The 18,488-nt window shown below is 29.8% G+C and carries 13 protein-coding genes; 3 read left to right on the top strand and 10 right to left on the bottom strand.

The genetic code is table 11. The features are described 5' to 3' along the window. The first annotated feature begins 544 nt into the window (after nt 1-544). The gene (locus tag BW723_RS10360) at nt 545-2,197 is read left to right on the top strand and encodes an SGNH/GDSL hydrolase family protein (protein WP_068365342.1); all 1,653 of its coding nucleotides are present in this window, start codon (nt 545-547) and stop codon (nt 2,195-2,197) included. 1 nt (nt 2,198) lies between these two features. On the opposite strand, the gene BW723_RS10355 is transcribed toward BW723_RS10360, so the two are convergent. The 10 genes from BW723_RS10355 to BW723_RS10325 form a co-directional block, all read right to left on the bottom strand. Next, nucleotides 2,199-2,558 carry a hypothetical protein gene (locus tag BW723_RS10355; protein ID WP_068365345.1) on the bottom strand — a complete coding sequence of 120 codons (360 nt, stop codon included), beginning with the start codon at nt 2,556-2,558 and terminating at the stop codon, nt 2,199-2,201. Then, entirely contained in the window at nt 2,558-2,707 is a 150-nt protein-coding gene (locus BW723_RS18000; protein ID WP_226789279.1) for a DUF5989 family protein, read from the bottom strand. Before BW723_RS18000 ends, BW723_RS10355 begins: the two co-directional genes overlap by 1 nt. After that, the gene (locus tag BW723_RS10350; protein WP_068365347.1) at nt 2,708-4,513 is read right to left on the bottom strand and encodes a carbamoyltransferase family protein; all 1,806 of its coding nucleotides are present in this window, start codon (nt 4,511-4,513) and stop codon (nt 2,708-2,710) included. It lies immediately after the preceding gene. Between the two features lie 185 nt (nt 4,514-4,698). Beyond that, nucleotides 4,699-6,615, bottom strand: a complete 1,917-nt coding sequence (locus BW723_RS10345) for a RagB/SusD family nutrient uptake outer membrane protein (RefSeq protein ID WP_068365350.1) — start codon at nt 6,613-6,615, stop codon at nt 4,699-4,701. Between the two features lie 10 nt (nt 6,616-6,625). Further along, entirely contained in the window at nt 6,626-9,766 is a 3,141-nt protein-coding gene (locus BW723_RS10340; protein WP_068365353.1) for a SusC/RagA family TonB-linked outer membrane protein, read from the bottom strand. A gap of 131 nt (nt 9,767-9,897) precedes the next feature. Continuing rightward, nucleotides 9,898-10,074, bottom strand: coding sequence for a hypothetical protein (locus BW723_RS17995; protein WP_226789278.1), 177 nt, complete (start codon nt 10,072-10,074; stop codon nt 9,898-9,900). A gap of 20 nt (nt 10,075-10,094) precedes the next feature. Continuing rightward, the gene (locus BW723_RS17990; RefSeq protein WP_226789277.1) at nt 10,095-10,424 is read right to left on the bottom strand and encodes a mannonate dehydratase; all 330 of its coding nucleotides are present in this window, start codon (nt 10,422-10,424) and stop codon (nt 10,095-10,097) included. A 255-nt stretch (nt 10,425-10,679) separates the two neighbouring features. Next, nucleotides 10,680-10,991: a mannonate dehydratase gene (locus BW723_RS17985; RefSeq protein WP_237150091.1), complete on the bottom strand. Its 312-nt coding sequence runs from the start codon at nt 10,989-10,991 to the stop codon at nt 10,680-10,682. Between the two features lie 96 nt (nt 10,992-11,087). Then, a complete protein-coding gene (locus BW723_RS10330; protein ID WP_068365356.1) occupies nt 11,088-11,822 on the bottom strand; it encodes an SDR family NAD(P)-dependent oxidoreductase in 735 nt (244 codons plus the stop codon). A gap of 21 nt (nt 11,823-11,843) precedes the next feature. Further along, nucleotides 11,844-13,997 (bottom strand): alpha-glucuronidase family glycosyl hydrolase, encoded by a 2,154-nt coding sequence (locus tag BW723_RS10325; RefSeq protein WP_068365358.1) that lies wholly within the window; start codon nt 13,995-13,997, stop codon nt 11,844-11,846. Between the two features lie 187 nt (nt 13,998-14,184). Between BW723_RS10325 and BW723_RS10320 the strand changes: the two genes are divergently transcribed. Together BW723_RS10320 and BW723_RS10315 are read left to right on the top strand one after the other, a co-directional pair. Continuing rightward, nucleotides 14,185-16,455: a glycoside hydrolase family 3 C-terminal domain-containing protein gene (locus BW723_RS10320; protein ID WP_083139952.1), complete on the top strand. Its 2,271-nt coding sequence runs from the start codon at nt 14,185-14,187 to the stop codon at nt 16,453-16,455. A 68-nt stretch (nt 16,456-16,523) separates the two neighbouring features. Next, a complete protein-coding gene (locus BW723_RS10315) occupies nt 16,524-18,482 on the top strand; it encodes a sialate O-acetylesterase (RefSeq protein ID WP_068365361.1) in 1,959 nt (652 codons plus the stop codon). The last annotated feature ends 6 nt before the right edge of the window (nt 18,483-18,488 follow it).

Genomic DNA, 18,488 nt, shown 5'->3' with positions numbered 1-18,488 from the left:
CCAGTTTACTTTTTTCTTAAGCTTTGATGTTTACTATTTTTTTTTGGGGAAATTCTGAAATAAAAATTGCTTCACCTTTATCATCTTTAACATTGGCTTTTGTTTTAATATCCTTAAACTTAAAGCCAACTTTGTTTACATAAAGTTTATTAAAATTTTGATTTTATGTAAAATAAACATCTTGTAAACCATCAATATTTATATCTCCTTTTGCAACACCTCCAGCATTGTAGGTGTTATAATAATTTAAAGCATAAAATATGTTGTTTTTTTAATAGTATTTTTAAAATGAATATTAGTTTTGTTGTTAGATAGCAGCGTGAAAAGATTTTCTTCTTTAACTTTTTTCTTTTTAACATCATTTTTATACTTACAATAACCTATAATAATAAGAACTACAAGGGTTTGGAAGAGTTTTAGTGTTAACTTCATTTTTAATATAATAAGATTATTTTTTGTATAATATGCATATATTACTTAACATTGCAACCGGTTGTTTAATAATCAAACTTTAAAATACTAATTATTTTCAAATCATTTAATTTTGAAAAATAAACTTATATTTAAATTTATTGCTCTTAGTCTTCCTTTAATACTAATTTTTATCTTAGAATTAATTTTAGGAATATTTAATTATGGAGAAAATTATAATCTTTTTAATAAAATCACCTCAGAAAACAACACAGAATATCTGGTAATGAATTCTGGTATTTCTAAAAAATATTTTAAGAATACTGGTTTCAATTCTGATAATCAATCTGATTTATTTTTAAGAGAAAAAACCGAAAATACTTTTAGAGTTTTTATTCAAGGAGCATCTACTGTTGTTGGTTTTCCTTTTTACAAAAACGGCTCTTTTCCAAGAATACTAAAACATAGACTTTCACTAACTTTTCCTGATAAAAATATAGAAATAATAAACACGGGTATAACAGCAGTAAATTCATACACTTTATGGGATTTATCTGATAAAATAATTGCACAAAAACCAGATTTAGTAATAATTTACGCAGGTCATAATGAGTATTATGGAGCTTTAGGTGTAGGATCTTCTATATCTATTGGTAATTACCCAGCAATAGTTAGAAGTTATTTAAAGTTAAAGAATTTTAGATTTTTTCAACTGTTTGAAAATGGATATTCAAAAGTTTTTAAACCTAATGAAAAATCAAAATATACTGTTAAAGAAACCACTTTAATGGAGGTTATGGCCAAAGAACAACAAATTCCTTATAATTCTGATGTTTATAATGCTGGAATTAATCAATTTAAAAGTAATATTAACAAAGCTTTAGATAAGTATGCTAGCAATAATATTCCTGTAATTTTATCAACAGTAATATCAAACAAAAAAGATATAAAACCTTTTATTAGTGATGATTTTAATGAAAATAAATTTGATAAAAATTTAAAAAGTAATAAAAGTGAAGCTTTTAAAACTGCAAATAGTAACGCAAAAGCTGCGTATAAAATGGGGCAGTTTTATTTAAATAAACAACAAGATTCAGCTAAAAAATACTTTCATTTAGCAAAAGAATTAGATATGCTTCGATTTCGTGCTCCTGAAAAAGTAAATGATATTATCATCAATGAATTATCTAAAAAACAAGGGGTATATCTTCTAGATTCAAGAAAAGCTATGCAAAAAAAATCTAAAAGTGGATTTATTGATAATGATGTGTTAACAGAACACGTTCATCCAAATGTAAAAGGGAATTTTATTTTGGCAGATGCTTTTTACAATAAAATTAAAGAGATAAAAATTTTAGATAATTGGAATCATTTTATCTCTTATGATGAAGCTTTTAATGATATTTCAATAACTCGCATAGACTCTATTAAAGGTAAGTTTATTGTGCAAGATTTAAAAAATTCTTGGCCTTATAAATTAAATATGTCTGGTACAAACCCAATTGCTCAATATAATTATATTTTAAAACCAACTTACGAGGAAAAAAAGGCAATTAATCTTTATGCAGGTAGAGAAGAATGGCAAAATGTAATGAGAGAAGCTTACCATACTTACAACAATAATAAAGATTATAAGAATGCTTTAAAAGTAGCCCAATCTTTAATATCAGAATTTCCTGAACAAACTAAAGTTTATGAAATGGCTAGAGAAATTTGTTTAAAAATGAATAATAGAGATTATGCTAATTATTATTCAAAAAAAATAAATCAGTTAAAACAAAAATAATTTACCAAGGATTTTTAATGTCGTTTTTTGTAAATAGATGATTCCTTTTTATAAAATACGAATCTCCTTTTTGTTTTTTAAGAATTTGATTACCTCCAAAAACTTTTTGCAGAAAAGATATTGGAACTAAAATAAAATAAAAGCATACAAACATCAAAATATAGTTCATTATTAATCCTAAATAGTTAGAAAAAGTTAACCAAATATTTGCAATGATTAGAGCTATTTTTAATGAAATTAATGGAATTACTAAAAACACAACAGACAAGTAAACAAGCCATTTTACATTAAAAAGCAAAAAACATATTAAAGATGCCAAAGCTAAAACTATAATGGTTTCAAAAGTTTTTTCTTTTTTCATTAGAATAGACTATAAATAAAAGGAGCCAAAGCAGATCCGTTAGTTAAAAATATTAACCCACCTAAAACCATAAAAATAAATATTAGTGGAAATAACCACCATTTTTTTCGTTCCTTTAAAAAAAGGAAAAATTCTTTAATAAATTCCATTTACTTTAAAATTACATAATTCTCTATTACTAATACATCCATATCTGTATTTTTAAAACACATATAAGCTTCTTCAGGTTTATTTACAATTGGCTCATCTTTTACATTAAAACTTGTATTAATTACAACTCCATTTCCTGTTTGATTTTTATAAGTTTGTATTAAATTCCAAAACCTTGTATTCATTTCTTTTTGGACCACTTGTACTCTCGCAGAATAATCTATATGTGTTACTGCAGGTAGTTTAGATTTTGGTAAATTTCTTTTTTCTTCAAGAGATAGTTCATTAAAATTGTTGGGTAAATTTAATCTTAAATCTTGTTTTAATTGATTGGTAAACAACATATATTTTGAATGCTTACCCGGTTCAAAATAAGTATCAAAATCTTCTTCACAAACTGCAGGAGCAAATGGTCTAAAACTTTCTCTAAATTTAATTTTTAAATTAAGTACAGATTGCATATCCCTATCTGTTGCATCTGCCAAAATACTTCTATTACCTAAAGCTCTTGGACCAAATTCTGTTCTTCCAGAAAACCAACCAACTACTTTTTTATTCGCTATAAATTTTGCTGTTACTTCCAATAATTCTTCATCTGATTCATAATGTGTAAAACTGCATTTGTTTTTTCTTAATATTCTTTCAATTTCTAAGTCAGAATATCTGGGGCCTAAATAATTATTAAAAGGTTCTTTTAATCCATTAAATATTGAATTTGAATTCAAATAATATGTAATTAATGCAGCACCAATTGCACCACCTGCATCTCCTGCAGCTGGTTGTACAAAAATGTCTTTAAATACTTTTTGATTATATAATACTGAATTGGCAACACAATTTAAAGCAACACCACCTGCAAAACATAAATTATCTGTATTTGTAACTTTTTTAATGTGGTTAATTAATTTTACTAAAATTTCTTCAGTAACTTTTTGTGCAGCAAAAGCTAAATCAGCATGTGTTTGTGTTAATTTATCTTCTGGTTTTTTCTTTATAAATCCAAATAATTTTTCCCACTTTTTGGGGTTTACCATTCTTAATCCAACAGGATAATCAAAATATTTTTTATTTAGCTTAATAGAACCATCATCTTTAATATCAATTAAATTTTCTTTTATAATTTTAATAAATTTAATTGCTTGTTCAGTTTGTAAGTTGCTGTAAGGAGCAAGTCCCATCATTTTATATTCACCTTTATTAACTTCAAAACCTAAATAATAAGTAAAAGAAGAATAAAACAAACCTATTGAGTCTGGAAATTGAATTTCACCCATTACTTCTATACCTTTTTCAGCTGAGGCAACACCAAATGAAGTTGTTGTCCATTCTCCTACTCCATCAACTGTTAAAAATGCACTTTTTTTATAAGGTGATGTATAAAAAGCACTTGCAATATGAGATAGATGATGCTCTGGAAAAAAGATTGTAATCTTAGGTAATTTATCTTTTTTACTTAATTTTTTTAATCTTTTTTTTATGATTTGTTTAATAAATAATTTTTCTTTTAACCAAGTTGGCATTGCTTTATCAAAAGATTTAAAACCTTTAGGAGAAAAAGCATAATAAGTTTCTAGAAGTCTTTCAAACTTTAAAAAAGGTTTGTCATAAAAAGCGATTGCATCTATATCATCAATAGCTAGTCCAGATTCAAAAAGGCAATATTTAATAGCTTCTTCAGGAAAATTTGCATCGTTTTTTACTCTACTAAAACGCTCTTCTTGAGCCGCATACAGAACTTTACCGTCTATTATTAAAGCAGCAGCTGAATCGTGATAAAATGCCGAAATACCAAGTACTTTTTTCATTAAAACTAAGCTATTCTTTTAGTGTTATATTTTTAAAAATTATTTTTTACTTGAATTTTATACTAATATAATAATAAAAAAGGTTGTCTATTTTTGAAGACAACCTTTTTCCAACAATTCAAATATAAATAACTCAAAAATTATTTTTCTTTTGAAAGCTATATAAATATAGCATATTTCATATTTTAATAACCAGGGTTTTGATATGCTGATTTTTCATCATCAGACATATCTAAATCATCTATTTGACTTTGTGGTATTGGTCTTAAATAATGGAATTTCTCAATAGTTCTATTGGTAGTAGTTGGTGAATGATCACTAGCATCATTACTTGCAATTTTATAAGAAGCTGCATACTCTGCCCATTTTTGTGTACGCACTAAATCTAACCATCTATAACCTTCACCAAAATATTCTCTAGAACGTTCTGCTAAAATAAAATCTAAATCTACAACTAAAGGCGTAGCAGCAATCATTGCAGCACTGTTATCTTCCATTCTTTCTGACTTTTCACCATTATCATAACGCCATTTACCTGCACGTCCACGAATAACATTAATTAATTGATAAGCAGTTTGTCCTCCAGTAGCTCCCTTTACATATGCTTCTGCAGCAATAAAGTAAAATTCTGAAAACTTAGCAATTGGAAAAGGTCTTGTAATAGCTCCATTTGGTTGTCCTAAACCTCCTTCATTATCTGTACGATATGTTCCTAATTTCCATAAACCTGGATAAAATCTTCGGTTAATTTCATTTAAATTAATTACATAGTCAGACCTACCTGCCACTTCACCACCACCAAGGTTACCTCCATTAACACTGTAATCTACAGTTGCATCATAATCATCTAAGAAAGATATAACTGCGTCTCCAGGTGTAATTTGCATTCCATTTGCAGCAGTTAAAGAAGGAGTTGAATTCCCTCCTTTATCCCAGTTACCTCTATAACTAGACACAAAAGTTCCGTCGTATCTTGAATCTAAATCTTTTTCTGCAAATGTTTCTTCAAATACATTGATACTTGGTGCCATACGAGTCCAAGGTCTACCTAAACTTTGGTCTGCTTCACGTTGAACTGCAGCAACATCATCTACTTTAATTGTTGTGTAATTAGAAGTTACCATCCAAACAGCTGTGTTTGCACTACCTCCTGTTCCACTCCAACCTAAACTTGCACCATTATAAATAGGACTTTCTTCTGTACGATCTGCATATAACATCATTTCGCTATGGCGATCATTAGATCCAACGTGTACATCATAAAAGTATTCTTGTAATGAGTATGGACCAGGATTGTTAATACCATCCATTGCAATTGTATATGCTTGTTGGAAATAGTACAAAGCATCTTTTCCATCAGGATCTGTCCTAGGAGTTTCTGGATATGTTGGTATTCCATTAGGATTTTCTAACCACCAAGCATAAGTTAAATATGCTTTTGCTAAATGTAGTCTTGCAACATTTTTTGTAGCTGTACCAGTTAATCTTGGAGAATCTGGCAACTCATTAATAGCTGCAACTAAATCTGGAAAAATACCTTTTGTATAAACCTCTGGTACAGTATTTCTAATTGATGTTCTTACAGCTGAAGAATTAAAAACTAATTCTCCAGAACCTAAATCTAAGGGAACACCACCATATTGTTGCACTAATAAAAAGTAGTTAAAAGCTCTAAAAAACTTAGCTTCTGCTACAACTGATGCATCAATACCTACTGCAGCTGCATTTTCTATAATACCACTTGCAGTGTTTATCGCTGGAAAAACTGTATTCCACGCAACACTTGTTGTATAGGTATCAGAAATTATGTTACCTACACCAGATAAATCTGCATTTTTAAAGTTATTATCTGCACTTTGTGCATAAGTATACTCATCTGTACCTGTTTCTAATGAGTTATAATAATATGGTTGCCCATATAAGTATCTTAAATTTTCATATAAATATGTTAATCCACCTTGAACACCAAGTTCGGTTTGGAAAAAATCTGGAGTAAATACACCCCTTGGCTCTTCTTGTAAAATCTCTTCGGTACAAGAACCTAATAGCAAAGTAGCTGAAAGAATTGCTATTGATATAATTTTTATTTTAATTTTTCTCATTGTAATTCTTTTAAAATGTTAAGTTTAATCCTATCATAAAATTTCTTGTAGATGGAGCATTAGCACCCACTGTAGGAATTCCTTTTGAAATATTAGAAGTATTTACAGATACGTTTTGACGACTTCCATTTGAATTAACGCCTGAATTCGTTTCTGGATCTAAACCAGACTCTTTATTAAAAGGAGAAAATAACACAAACGGATTTTGTACTGTTGCATAAACACGTAGTTTATCAAAACCAAAGTCCTTAACAAATGGCTGATTAAAATTGTAACCTGCAGTTATTGTACGTACTTTTAAATAAGATCCATCAAAAAACCCTAAAGTACTACCATATTTTGGGTTATCACCACTTTGTATACCTCCTGGTGCAGGATATTTTGCTCCTGTATTATTTGGTGTCCAATAATCTACGTCTACGTTATTTCTTCTACCTGTAAGTAAATTAACATATCCGTTAGAAGAATGTAATGTACTTATAATTGTACCTCCACTTTGAAAAGTTCCAACCATGCTAACATCAAAATCTTTATAAGCTAATCTTGTATTAAAACCACCTTGAAAATCTGGAGTTGGATCTTGTACTATTCTATCATCTGCATTTATTTGTCTTGTAGGAGATCCATCAGCATTATAGTCTCCAGTATATTTTACTTTTACCATACCAACGTTTCCTCCTGGTTCGAAATCTTGTAAATATTGATAATCTGAATCTGTATCATTCCAAAGCCCAATATTCTGATAATCATAAATTACATTAACAGGAGATCCAACAAACCAAAGTTGACCAACATTTCTTTCTTCACCAGTTGCTAAAGCAATGATTTCGTTCTTATTAGTATAAAGATTAACTCCTACATCCCAAGTAATTCCATCTGGATTATCGATAATTGTTCCATTTAAAGACAATTCAAAACCTTTATTTTGAGTTTTACCAATATTACTTGTAACACTACTAACACCAGAAGTTGCTGGTAAACCTAAACCATATAAGATATCGCTTGTTTTTGTTACATAATACTCTACTGTACCAGATAATCTGTTATCAAATAAACCAAAATCTAAACCATAGTTAAATGTTTCGGAAAATTCCCAACCTAAATTTGGGTTAGGTAATTGAGACACAAAATAACCTGTAGAAAAATTACTACCAAAGTTATAATTTCTTGTTGATAATCTTCCTTGTGTTGAGTATGGAGATACTGCTTGGTTTGAAGTTTCACCATAACCCACTCTTAATTTTAATTGATTAACAACATTAACATCTTCCATAAATTTCTCATTTTTTATGTTCCATCCTAAAGACATAGCAGGGTAAGTTACCCATTTATGGCCTGGTGCTAACCTAGATGACCCATCTGAACGTAAAGTTGCTGTAAATAAATAACGATTATCATATTGATACATAACTCTTGCCATATAAGATAATAAACCTGAAGCAGAAAAACCTGTTCCATAACTTGTTATATCTTCTGAAAGAGCTGCATCTAAATTATACCATAAAGACGTTTCATTAGGTATATTTTGCACCCCTAAACCTACATTATCATATTTTGTTTGTTGTGATGAAAATAATCCCACAAAATTAACTTGATGTTTATCTGCAAAAGTTCTATCGAAAAGTAATTGGTTTTCAATGACATAATCTTTAGTAATTGAACTATTATAACTAGCCGAAGAATTATTATTTGGGTTATAATTAAATACTCCTTTTCCAGTAAAACTACCATCTCTACTTGTTCTAAAGTTTAAACCAAGGTTAAGTCGGAATTTTAGGCCATCAACCCATGGAATTTTAACTTCACCATAAATATTATTGTAAGAACCATAATCTAGCTGTTCATTTTTTTTGCCATTACCAACTCTGCTAATTTCATTTCTTGTAGGTATCCAAGAATCATCTGCTTCTGTTTGAAGACGAACTGATTCTAAGAAATCTCCATTAGCATCATAAGGACTTAATAGTGGTGATGCTGACAAAACACCATTAATACCTACAATACTACTTGTTTTATTAAAATTCATTACCGAATTTAATCCGAAACGAAATAAAGTACCAACTTCTTGATCTACTTGAGCTCTTATTGAATATCTTTCAAAAGCATCACCAGGAACTACAGAAGTTTCTTTAAAATATCCCATTCCTATATTATATGTACCATTTTCAGAACCTCCTTGCACACTAATATCATGTGTAGTTTGAATACCAGTACCAAATAATAAATCTTGCCAATCTGTATCGTTTGCTAAGTCTTCATCACCCCCTAAATCATAAATTGGTGTTCCTCCATTATTTGCTGCTACATCAGCTCTTAATTGAGTTAATTGAGCTCCATTCATCATAGGGTACTTAGAGAAAACTTCTTTAGCTGCATAATATGTATTATATGAAAATTTTGCTTTTTGTCCTTTTTTACCAGCCTTAGTTGTTATAATTATAACACCATTTGCCCCTCTAGAACCATAAATTGCAGTTGCAGATGCATCTTTTAAGATATCTAAACTAGCAATATCATTTGAATTAATATCACTAAGACCACCAGAAAAAGGTATTCCATTAAGTACAATTAACGGGTCGTTGTTTCCTGAAAGAGATCTTACACCACGAATTCTAATTTGTGGAGCAGCACCAGGCCTTGTACTAGTAGTACTAATATTAACACCAGCTGCTCTACCTTGTAATGCTTGCTGAAAGTTTGCTGTTTGTACTTCTTGCAAATCTTCTGCTTTAATAGATACTACAGAGCCTGTTACAGATTCTTTTCTTTGAGTACCATAACCAACCACAACAATTTCATCTAATTGTTGAGTATCTTCCTCTAATTGAACATTAATTGATGTTCTACCATTTACAGGAATCGTTTTTGTCAAATACCCCAACGAATGAAACTCTAAAGAACCATTGGAAGATACATTAATAGTATACTTACCATCTAAGTCCGAAGTTGCCCCTGTTGAAGTATTCTGAATAATTACAGAAACTCCTGGTATTGGAATGCCATTTGCATCTGTTACTGTTCCAGATACTTTAATATTACTCTGCGCAAAGGCAGGAATAGAAAAAATAAATAACCATACACTAAAAGCTAGCAAGAACAAATTTCTTGACTTACTATAATTAGCCTGGTTTAATAAAGTAAAATTAGTCATTTTATCAGATATTTAATTTTAATGGTTAATATTATCATTTTAAATATATTTTTAGAAAATAATATTTATTTCACAAAAATAAACATTTTCCTCACTTACGCAACCGATTGCGTTAAATATTTTAAAAAATATTAAAAATTTGTTAAATTCAGCTCATTTATCAAGCCTAACTCGAGTCCACGTAACTCTGCAAGACCTTTTAATTTGCCTACTAAAGAATATCTATAGTATTGATCTTTATCATCTTCAAAAGAAAGTAAAAAACCATGGTATGGTCTTAAAGGCAATTCAATTTTTCTATTCTGCATTAATAAAATCAGCTTTTACATTATTTACCTATCTGGTTATCACCAATTAAATGCTCTGACTCTCTAAAAACATCTTTATTTTCTCTTTTCACATTTCTAATATGTAAAAAATGAATTCTATCTGAAAAATCATCAATAATTTTTAATAAATCATTATTTGGTTCAGCTCCTAGAGATCCTGTACAATAACACAAACCGTTTGCAACCGATGGCACAGATTGAAAAATTATATCTAGATTTTTTTGCGTACTCACAACTCTTGGTAATCCTAAAACAGAAAATGGTGGATCATCTGGATGTATAGCCATATTTACATCAACTGCTTCAGCTGTTGGAATTATTTCTGACAAAAAAAAACTAGATTTTCTCTTAACTTCTGGTTATTAATGTGTTTATAGTTATCTAATAAATCAAGAATCTGTTCTCTATTAAAGTTAACCTTACTACCTGATAAACCAAGAAGTACGTTTTTAAAAAATAATTCTTTTTTCTGTTTTTGTTAAAGTATTACCATATTCTAAAGCTGTTTTTATTTATTTATCACTATAATTTTCTTCTACATTTGGTCTTTACAATATAAAAAGATCGAAATAATTACAAGCTACTTATTTAAAAAGCAATGCTTTACTTCCATCTTGATTTGCAAATGTATGATCTATACGTACCCAATCTAAAATGGTCATAAAATTATAAGTCACTACATTAATTCTACATTTTGCAAGGTTTTCTAAGCTAATTTTATAGTTTTCTATTTGCTGTAAATAGTTACCATTTGACTTTTTTATATCTTCATGAACCGGTAAACTTTCAACCACTGTCCACTCCATTCCTTCTTTTCTAATAATTTCTTGGTGTTTTTTTATTGCTTCTACTGACCAAATAGCACCAACAGGAATTTCATATAATGCTGTAACAATACCTTTTACACCACATTGTCTTATATCTTTTAATTCAATAACATCATTGGGGTCCGAACCAACGCATTGTTTGTTGCTGTTTATACATAAGTGTTATTAAAATCCAATACTATTACCACCATCTACAGGTAAAATTGTACCTGTAATAAAACCAGACTCTTCTAAAGCATAAAAGTATACAGTATCTGCAATATCAGATGGTTTACCTAAAATCCCCATTGGTGTTCTAGATAAAACTTTATCTCTTCTTGCAGGTTCATCGCTAAAAGCTTTATCAGACATTTTAGTTTTTATAAAACCTGGGGCAACACAATTTACTCTAACATCATATTGCGCTAAATCAACAGCCATAGCTCTTGTCATTGCTTCAATTGCTCCTTTACTTGCTGTATATGCAATTACTTTTGGAATCCCGTATTGCGATGCCATAGAACTAATATTAACAATAGTACCTCCACCATAATCTTTCATCACCTTAACTACTTCTCTACTTACAGAAAAAACACTTAAAATATTTAAATGTATAATTTTTAAAAATTCTGCATCAGTTACATCTATAAATTCTTTTTTTAGATTTATACCTGCATTATTTATCAAAATATCAATACTACCTTCTTTGGCTATATCACTAATCATTTTTGGTATTCCATCTAAATTTGTTAAATCGTAAATTACTGGAATCGCATTCTCTCCTAATTCTTTACAGGCTTCTTTTGTTTGAATTTCATTAATACCTATTATATATGTTTTAATACCATTTTTACAAAATTTAGTTGCGGTTGCAAACCCTAAACCAGAAGAACCTCCTGTTACTATTGCTGTTTTGTTCATTATTTTAGTTTTAGTTATATTTTAATTTCCTGGCGCAAATGGAAACTTTAAAGATTTAAAATATTCTAAAGTTATTTTTGATTTTTCCACTCCTTTAGGTAATGGTTTTTTTGAAAATTGTTGAAAATATAATAAACAAGAATCTCTCCACCATTTTGCATCATTTAATTGTACATCAAACATCATAGATATTTCTTTAAACCTTTGAGGATCTATATATTTTTTTAAGCTATTCCATGTTGATTTCATTTCTTCAACTTCATTAACACCTTGCTGATATTTTAATGCCAAACCATTCCATAAGGTTTCTCCATTTTTCAGTTTATAATCCCATGGAATGTGATGAAACCATAACAAATAAATTTCTGGTGTAGTTTCAATATTATTGTAGATTTCTTTTACTGCTGATGCATATTGAGCTGTTGCATTGCTACCTGTATTTGTCCTATTAAATCCAACTCCATTTTCATCTGCTTTATGATAATAAACAGGATTCCATTCTGGACGTGATAAATTATCAACCCAAGGACCTGGTCCAAAATGATGACCTGTAGCCATAATATGATGCAAGCCATATGGAGTCATATAATTAACCACAGTTTCTCTAGATGAAACCATCATTTTTTTGACTGGTTTAACAAAAGCTTTTTCATTTGTAAAGGTCATTTTAATCCATTCTTCTGCGATATCAGAAGATTTTAAATATGGATTCCAAGCCATTCGTCCAAATCCATACCAATTAGCTTGTAAAAAGTGATGCCCTGTCCAATTAATATCTGTTCCAATATTTGCAACTCCTGCAATACCTGTTATTTTTTTATTGTGCAAACTACCATCAATAACCTTAGCAACAAAAGAACCTTTTCCTTCTCTATAAGTATCTGCTTTTAAAACTTCTTCATATAATTTTGGTTGATACACTAAATGCGTTCCTTGACCCATATATTCTTGGGTAATTTGAAATTCCATCATTAAATTAGTTTTTGCCATTGCTCCAAACATTGGATGGAAAGGTTCTCTAGGCTGAAAATCAATAGCTCCGTTTTTAACCTGAATTAATACATTATCTCTAAACTGACCATCATATGGTACAAACTCAGAATATGCTTGTTTAGCTCTATCATCAGGATCGTGCTCAGAATAAACAAATGCTCTCCACATTACAATTCCATTAAAAGGTTTTACTGCATCTGCTAACATATTAGCACCATCAATATGATTTCTACCATAGTTTTGAGGCCCAGGTTGCCCTTCTGAATTCGCTTTTACTAAAAATCCACCAAAATCTGGTATTTCTTTATATATTTCAGCTGTTTTATCTTTCCACCATTTAGCAACATTTTCATCTAAAGGATCTGCCGTTTCTAAATTTCCAATTTCAATTGGCGCAGAAAAACGAGCTGTTAAGTATACTTTAATTCCATAAGGGCGAAAAACATCTGCAATTGCTTTTACCTTTTCTATGTAATGTGGAGTTAAAATAAGTGCGTTTGAATTTACATTAGTTAAAGCTGTACCATTAATACCTATAGAAGCATTTGCTCTTGCGTAATCTTTATACCTTGTATCTATGTAATTAGGTAAACGATGCCAATCCCAAATTGAAAAACCAGAATAACCACGTTCAACTGTTCTATCTAAATTATCCCAATGATTTAACATTCTTATATCTACCTTAGGAAAATCAATAACATTAATTTTATCAATTGATTGATGTGTTTGTAATCGTTTTAAAAAATTAAAAGTTCCATATAAAACACCAATGTCTGTTTTAGCTGTAATAACAATTTGTTTTATTCCACCAATTTTTACTTGCTTAATAACAAAACCATCTTTTTGAATGTTACTAATTTCATTTTTTAACTTCTTAAGTATCTTTGTATTTAAATTTGACGTCGCTCCTATTATTAGACCGTTTTTGTTAATGTTTTTTAAATAATCATTGCCAAAAAGGCTTTTCATAGCTAAAGAAATCTCTTCTTTAATTACATTTATCGTTTCAGAATCTCCAAAATATTGAACAGAATTTAAATGTGATAAATAGTTATCTCTTATATCACTATCTTCTATATAATTATACTGAAGCCATAGCTTATAACCGTCATTTGCAGAACAAATATTATGTATTGATAAAAACAAACAAATTAATAAGGTTTTATAAAAGGTTTTAATCATTGTTAATTATTTAGAAATTTTAAATAGTACTCATTTAATAGTACCTGTTTTTGAATTAACCCAAATAAAAGAGTTAATAAGTTGTAAATTTAACAAAATAATTTTAAATTGCAACCGGTTGCGTAAACTATTAATCCTTTTTTTTAATTAAGAAATCATTACCTCGATTTAAAGATTTTAACATACTATGAAACACTACCTAAGATATATTTTAGCAATCTCTTTGATATTTATTGCTTGTCAGGAAAATAATGTTCCAAATAAAGAAGATTTAAATATAATAAATTCTGATTCAAAAAACGTCATAATTTTATTTCCTTTTTACGACACTAGCTTATCTGTAGAAGAAAGGGTTTTAGATTTAATATCAAGATTAACACTTGAAGAGAAGATAGACCAAATGATGAATGGAACACCAGCTGTAAGTAGACTTGGTATACCAGCATATGATTACTGGAATGAGGCTTTGCATGGAGTTGGAAGAACTTGTGCTGCAACAATTTTTCCACAAGCTATTGGGTTAGGTGCTACATTTGATAAAGATTTAGCTTATAAAGTTTCATCTGTTATTTCTGATGAGGCAAGAGCAATCTATAACGCAACTTCAAAAAAAGGTTATTATAATCAATATAATGGTTTAACATTTTGGAGTCCAAATGTCAATATTTTTAGAGACCCAAGATGGGGACGTGGACAAGAAACTTTTGGTGAAGATCCTTTTTTGACTTCTTTAATAGGTGTTTCTTTTGTTAAAGGATTGCAAGGTAATAATCCTGAGTATTTAAAAACAGCTGCGTGTGCAAAACATTTTGCGGTACATAGTGGGCCTGAAAAAGTGAGACACGAATTTAATGCAGTCGTAAATCAAAAAGATTTATGGGAAACATATTTACCTGCATTTGAAGCATTAGTAGATGCAAAAGTAGAATCTGTAATGTGTGCTTATAACCAAACTAATGGAGAAGCTTGTTGCTCTAATAATTACCTAATCACTGATGTTCTTAAAAATAAATGGGGTTTTGAAGGACATGTATTAACTGATTGTAGTGCGTTGGTAGATTATTATAAACAGCCAAATGAAGGAGGTCATGGAGTAGTTAAAACTAAAGTTCAAGCGGCTGCATTGGCAGTAAAAAGTGGTGTAAGTCTTAATTGTGGTAATACGTATACTGCTTTGAATGATGCTGTAAAAGAAGGATTAATCACAGAAAAAGAAATAGATGAACAGTTAGAAATATTATTGAAAACTAGATTTAAGCTAGGGTTATTTGACCCTAAAGGAAGTAATCCCTTTGATGATATTTCAATTGATATTGTTAATAATGAATCTCACAGAGCATTGTCTAAAGAGGTGGCACAAAAAAGCTTTGTTCTTTTAAAAAACAACGGAATTTTACCATTAAAAAATAATTTGTCAAAATATTTTGTTACTGGTCCAAATGCTGCTAGTATTGAAATACTTTTAGGTAATTATTATGGTGTAAACTCAAATATGGTTAGTATTCTAGAGGGAATTAGTAATGCTATTGAGCCAACGAGTCAACTACAATACAGATTAGGAGCAATGCTTAATAAGCCTTCTATAAATCCAATAAATTATGCAACTGGTCATGCAGGAAATAGTGATGTAACTATTGTTGTTTTAGGAGTTTCAAGCCAGTTAGAAGGTGAAGAAGGAGATTCTTTAGATTCTTCAACAGCAGGAGATAGGTTGGATTACAACTTGCCAGAAAATCAAATAAATTATTTAAGAGAACTTCGTAAAACCGCAGATAGAAATTCAGAGGATAAAAAACCAATTGTAGCAGTTATTACTGGTGGAAGTCCAGTAAACCTTACAGAGGTGCAAGAACTTGCAGATGCAGTATTATTTGTTTGGTATCCAGGTGAAGAAGGTGGAAATGCAGTTGCAGATGTTCTTTTTGGAGCTATTTCGCCTTCTGGTAGATTACCAATCACATTCCCTAAATCATTAGATCAACTTCCACCATACGAAGATTATTCGATGAAAGGAAGGACTTATAAATATATGAACAAAGAACCACTATATCCATTTGGTTATGGGTTGAGTTATGCAAATTTCAAATACAGTAATATAAAAACGAGTAAGCAAAAACTAACTAAAGAAGAAAAAATTATTCTTTCTGTAAATATAAAGAATGACAGTAGTATTGAAGCAGACGAAATTGTTCAACTTTATATCTCTGATGTTGAGGCTTCTGTAAACACACCAAATTATCAATTAATTGGTGTAAAAAGAGTTACATTTAAGGAAAATGAATCAAGAGAAGTCAATTTTGAATTATCGCCTAATGCTTTTGAGATTGTCAATAATGAAGGTGAAAGAATAATTGAATCTGGTGAATTCAAAATTTATATTGGCGGCTCTAGTCCAATGACTAGAAGTGATCAATTAGGAATGCCAAAAATGCAAGAACTATCTGTTTATGTTAACTAAAATGTTAGCTCTTATCTACAAAATACAGAAATGAAATAACTACAAATATTAAAAATTAACAATTCATAATGAAATTCAATACAATCATATTATTAGGCGCACTTTTTTTACTTACCACACTCAGCTATGGTCAAATAAAATTACCAAGATTAATTAGTGATGGTGCAATTTTACAACGTGATACAGACCTTAAAATTTGGGGTTGGGCATCACCTAAAGAAAAAATCACATTCACATTTAAAGGTAAAAACTATAAAACAAAAGCAGACAAAAAGGGATATTGGGGGTTTAATTTACCACCTCAAAAAGCTAGTGGACCTTTTAAAATGACTTTTAAAGGCAAAAATAAAATCTCTGTAAATGACATATTATTTGGAGATGTTTGGCTATGTTCTGGTCAATCTAATATGGTGCATCAATTAGATATTCACGATGTTATCTATGCAGATGAAATTAAGACCGCTAACTATTCAGAAATCCGCCATTTTAAAATACCCAATACTACAAATGTTTATGGTCCTCAAGAACAGTTAGAAGGCGGAATCTGGCAAAAAGCTATTGGTGAGGAAGTAAGACCTTTCTCTGCAGTTGCTTATTTCTTTGCAAAGAAAATCTATGAGAAATACCACGTTCCAATTGGTCTGGTAAATGCTAGTGTTGGAGGATCTAGAATTGAAGCTTGGATTCCTGAAGAAGGTTTTAAAGCATATCCAAATGTTCAAAAAATTATTGAAGAAAATAGAGACCCTGATTTTTTAAAAACCCTAGATGAATTAAATAAAAAACAACCTGCTAGTACATCTCAACCATCAGACAATGGTCTTATTGGCGAAAAAAAATGGTACGATCCAACATTTGTTCCTAAGAATTGGAGACGTATAAATATTCCTGGTTATTGGGAAGACCAAGGCATAAGAGATTTAAATGGTATAGTATGGTATAGAAGAGAATTTACAATTCCAGATGCTATGGTTGGCAAGGAAGCAAAAGTGTATTTAGGTAGAATTGTAGATGCAGATGAATTTTATATTAATGGGGAAAAAGTAGGTAATAAAACATACCAATACCCACAAAGAAGATATAAGGTTTCTGCTAATATTCTAAAAAAAGGTAAAAATGTTTTTGTAGTAAGAGTAACTAATTATGGTGGTAAAGGAGGTTTTGTGCCAGATAAACCATATTACTTATTTACAGAAAAGGACACTATAGATTTAAAAGGCTATTGGAGCTATAAAGTTGGTCAGGTTTTTAATCCTAAAAAAAGAAATTCTATTTCAGAAAAAGAAGACCAACCAAGAATAAGAAGAATGAATTATCGAGGCGAACCAAGCATACTTTATAATGCTATGGTCGCACCATTTACAAATTATTCATTCAAAGGTGTTTTATGGTATCAAGGTGAAAGTAATACTGGTAACCCTAAAGAATATGCAGGTTATATGCACACTTTAGCAGATAGTTGGAGAACCGTTTTTAAAAGTCCTAATATTCCATTTATTTATGCTCAACTTACCAATTTTATGGATGTTTCCTATTTACCAACTGAGAGTAATTGGGCAGAATTGAGAGATGCACAATTAAAATCACTTTCCATAGCAAATTCTGCTATGGTAGTAAATATTGATTTGGGTGAATGGAATGATATTCATCCAGATGATAAAAAAAGTGTTGGTGAACGTATGGCTTTAGCTGGTTTAAAATTAGCCTATAATGAAGATTTGGTGTATTCAGGACCTATTTATAAATCACATAAAGTTGAAGGAAATAAAATCACAATTTCATTCAATCATATTGGTAGTGGATTAATGAGTAAGGATGGAGAATCTATAAGTGAGTTTGCAATTGCTGGGGATGATAAGGAATTTGTATGGGCACAAGCAAAAATTGAAGGCGATAAATTAATTGTTTGGAGCGATGAAGTTTTAAATCCGAAATATATTAGATATGCTTGGGCAAACAACCCTTACAACCCTAATTTTTACAATAAAGAAGGCTTGCCAGCAAGTCCTTTTGAAATTAAATTATAATAACTG

It is taken from the genome of Polaribacter reichenbachii (assembly GCF_001975665.1).
GTDB lineage: Bacteria > Bacteroidota > Bacteroidia > Flavobacteriales > Flavobacteriaceae > Polaribacter > Polaribacter reichenbachii.
Note: the sequence above shows the minus strand (reverse complement) of the source record. Positions and strands in the feature narration are given on the sequence as shown.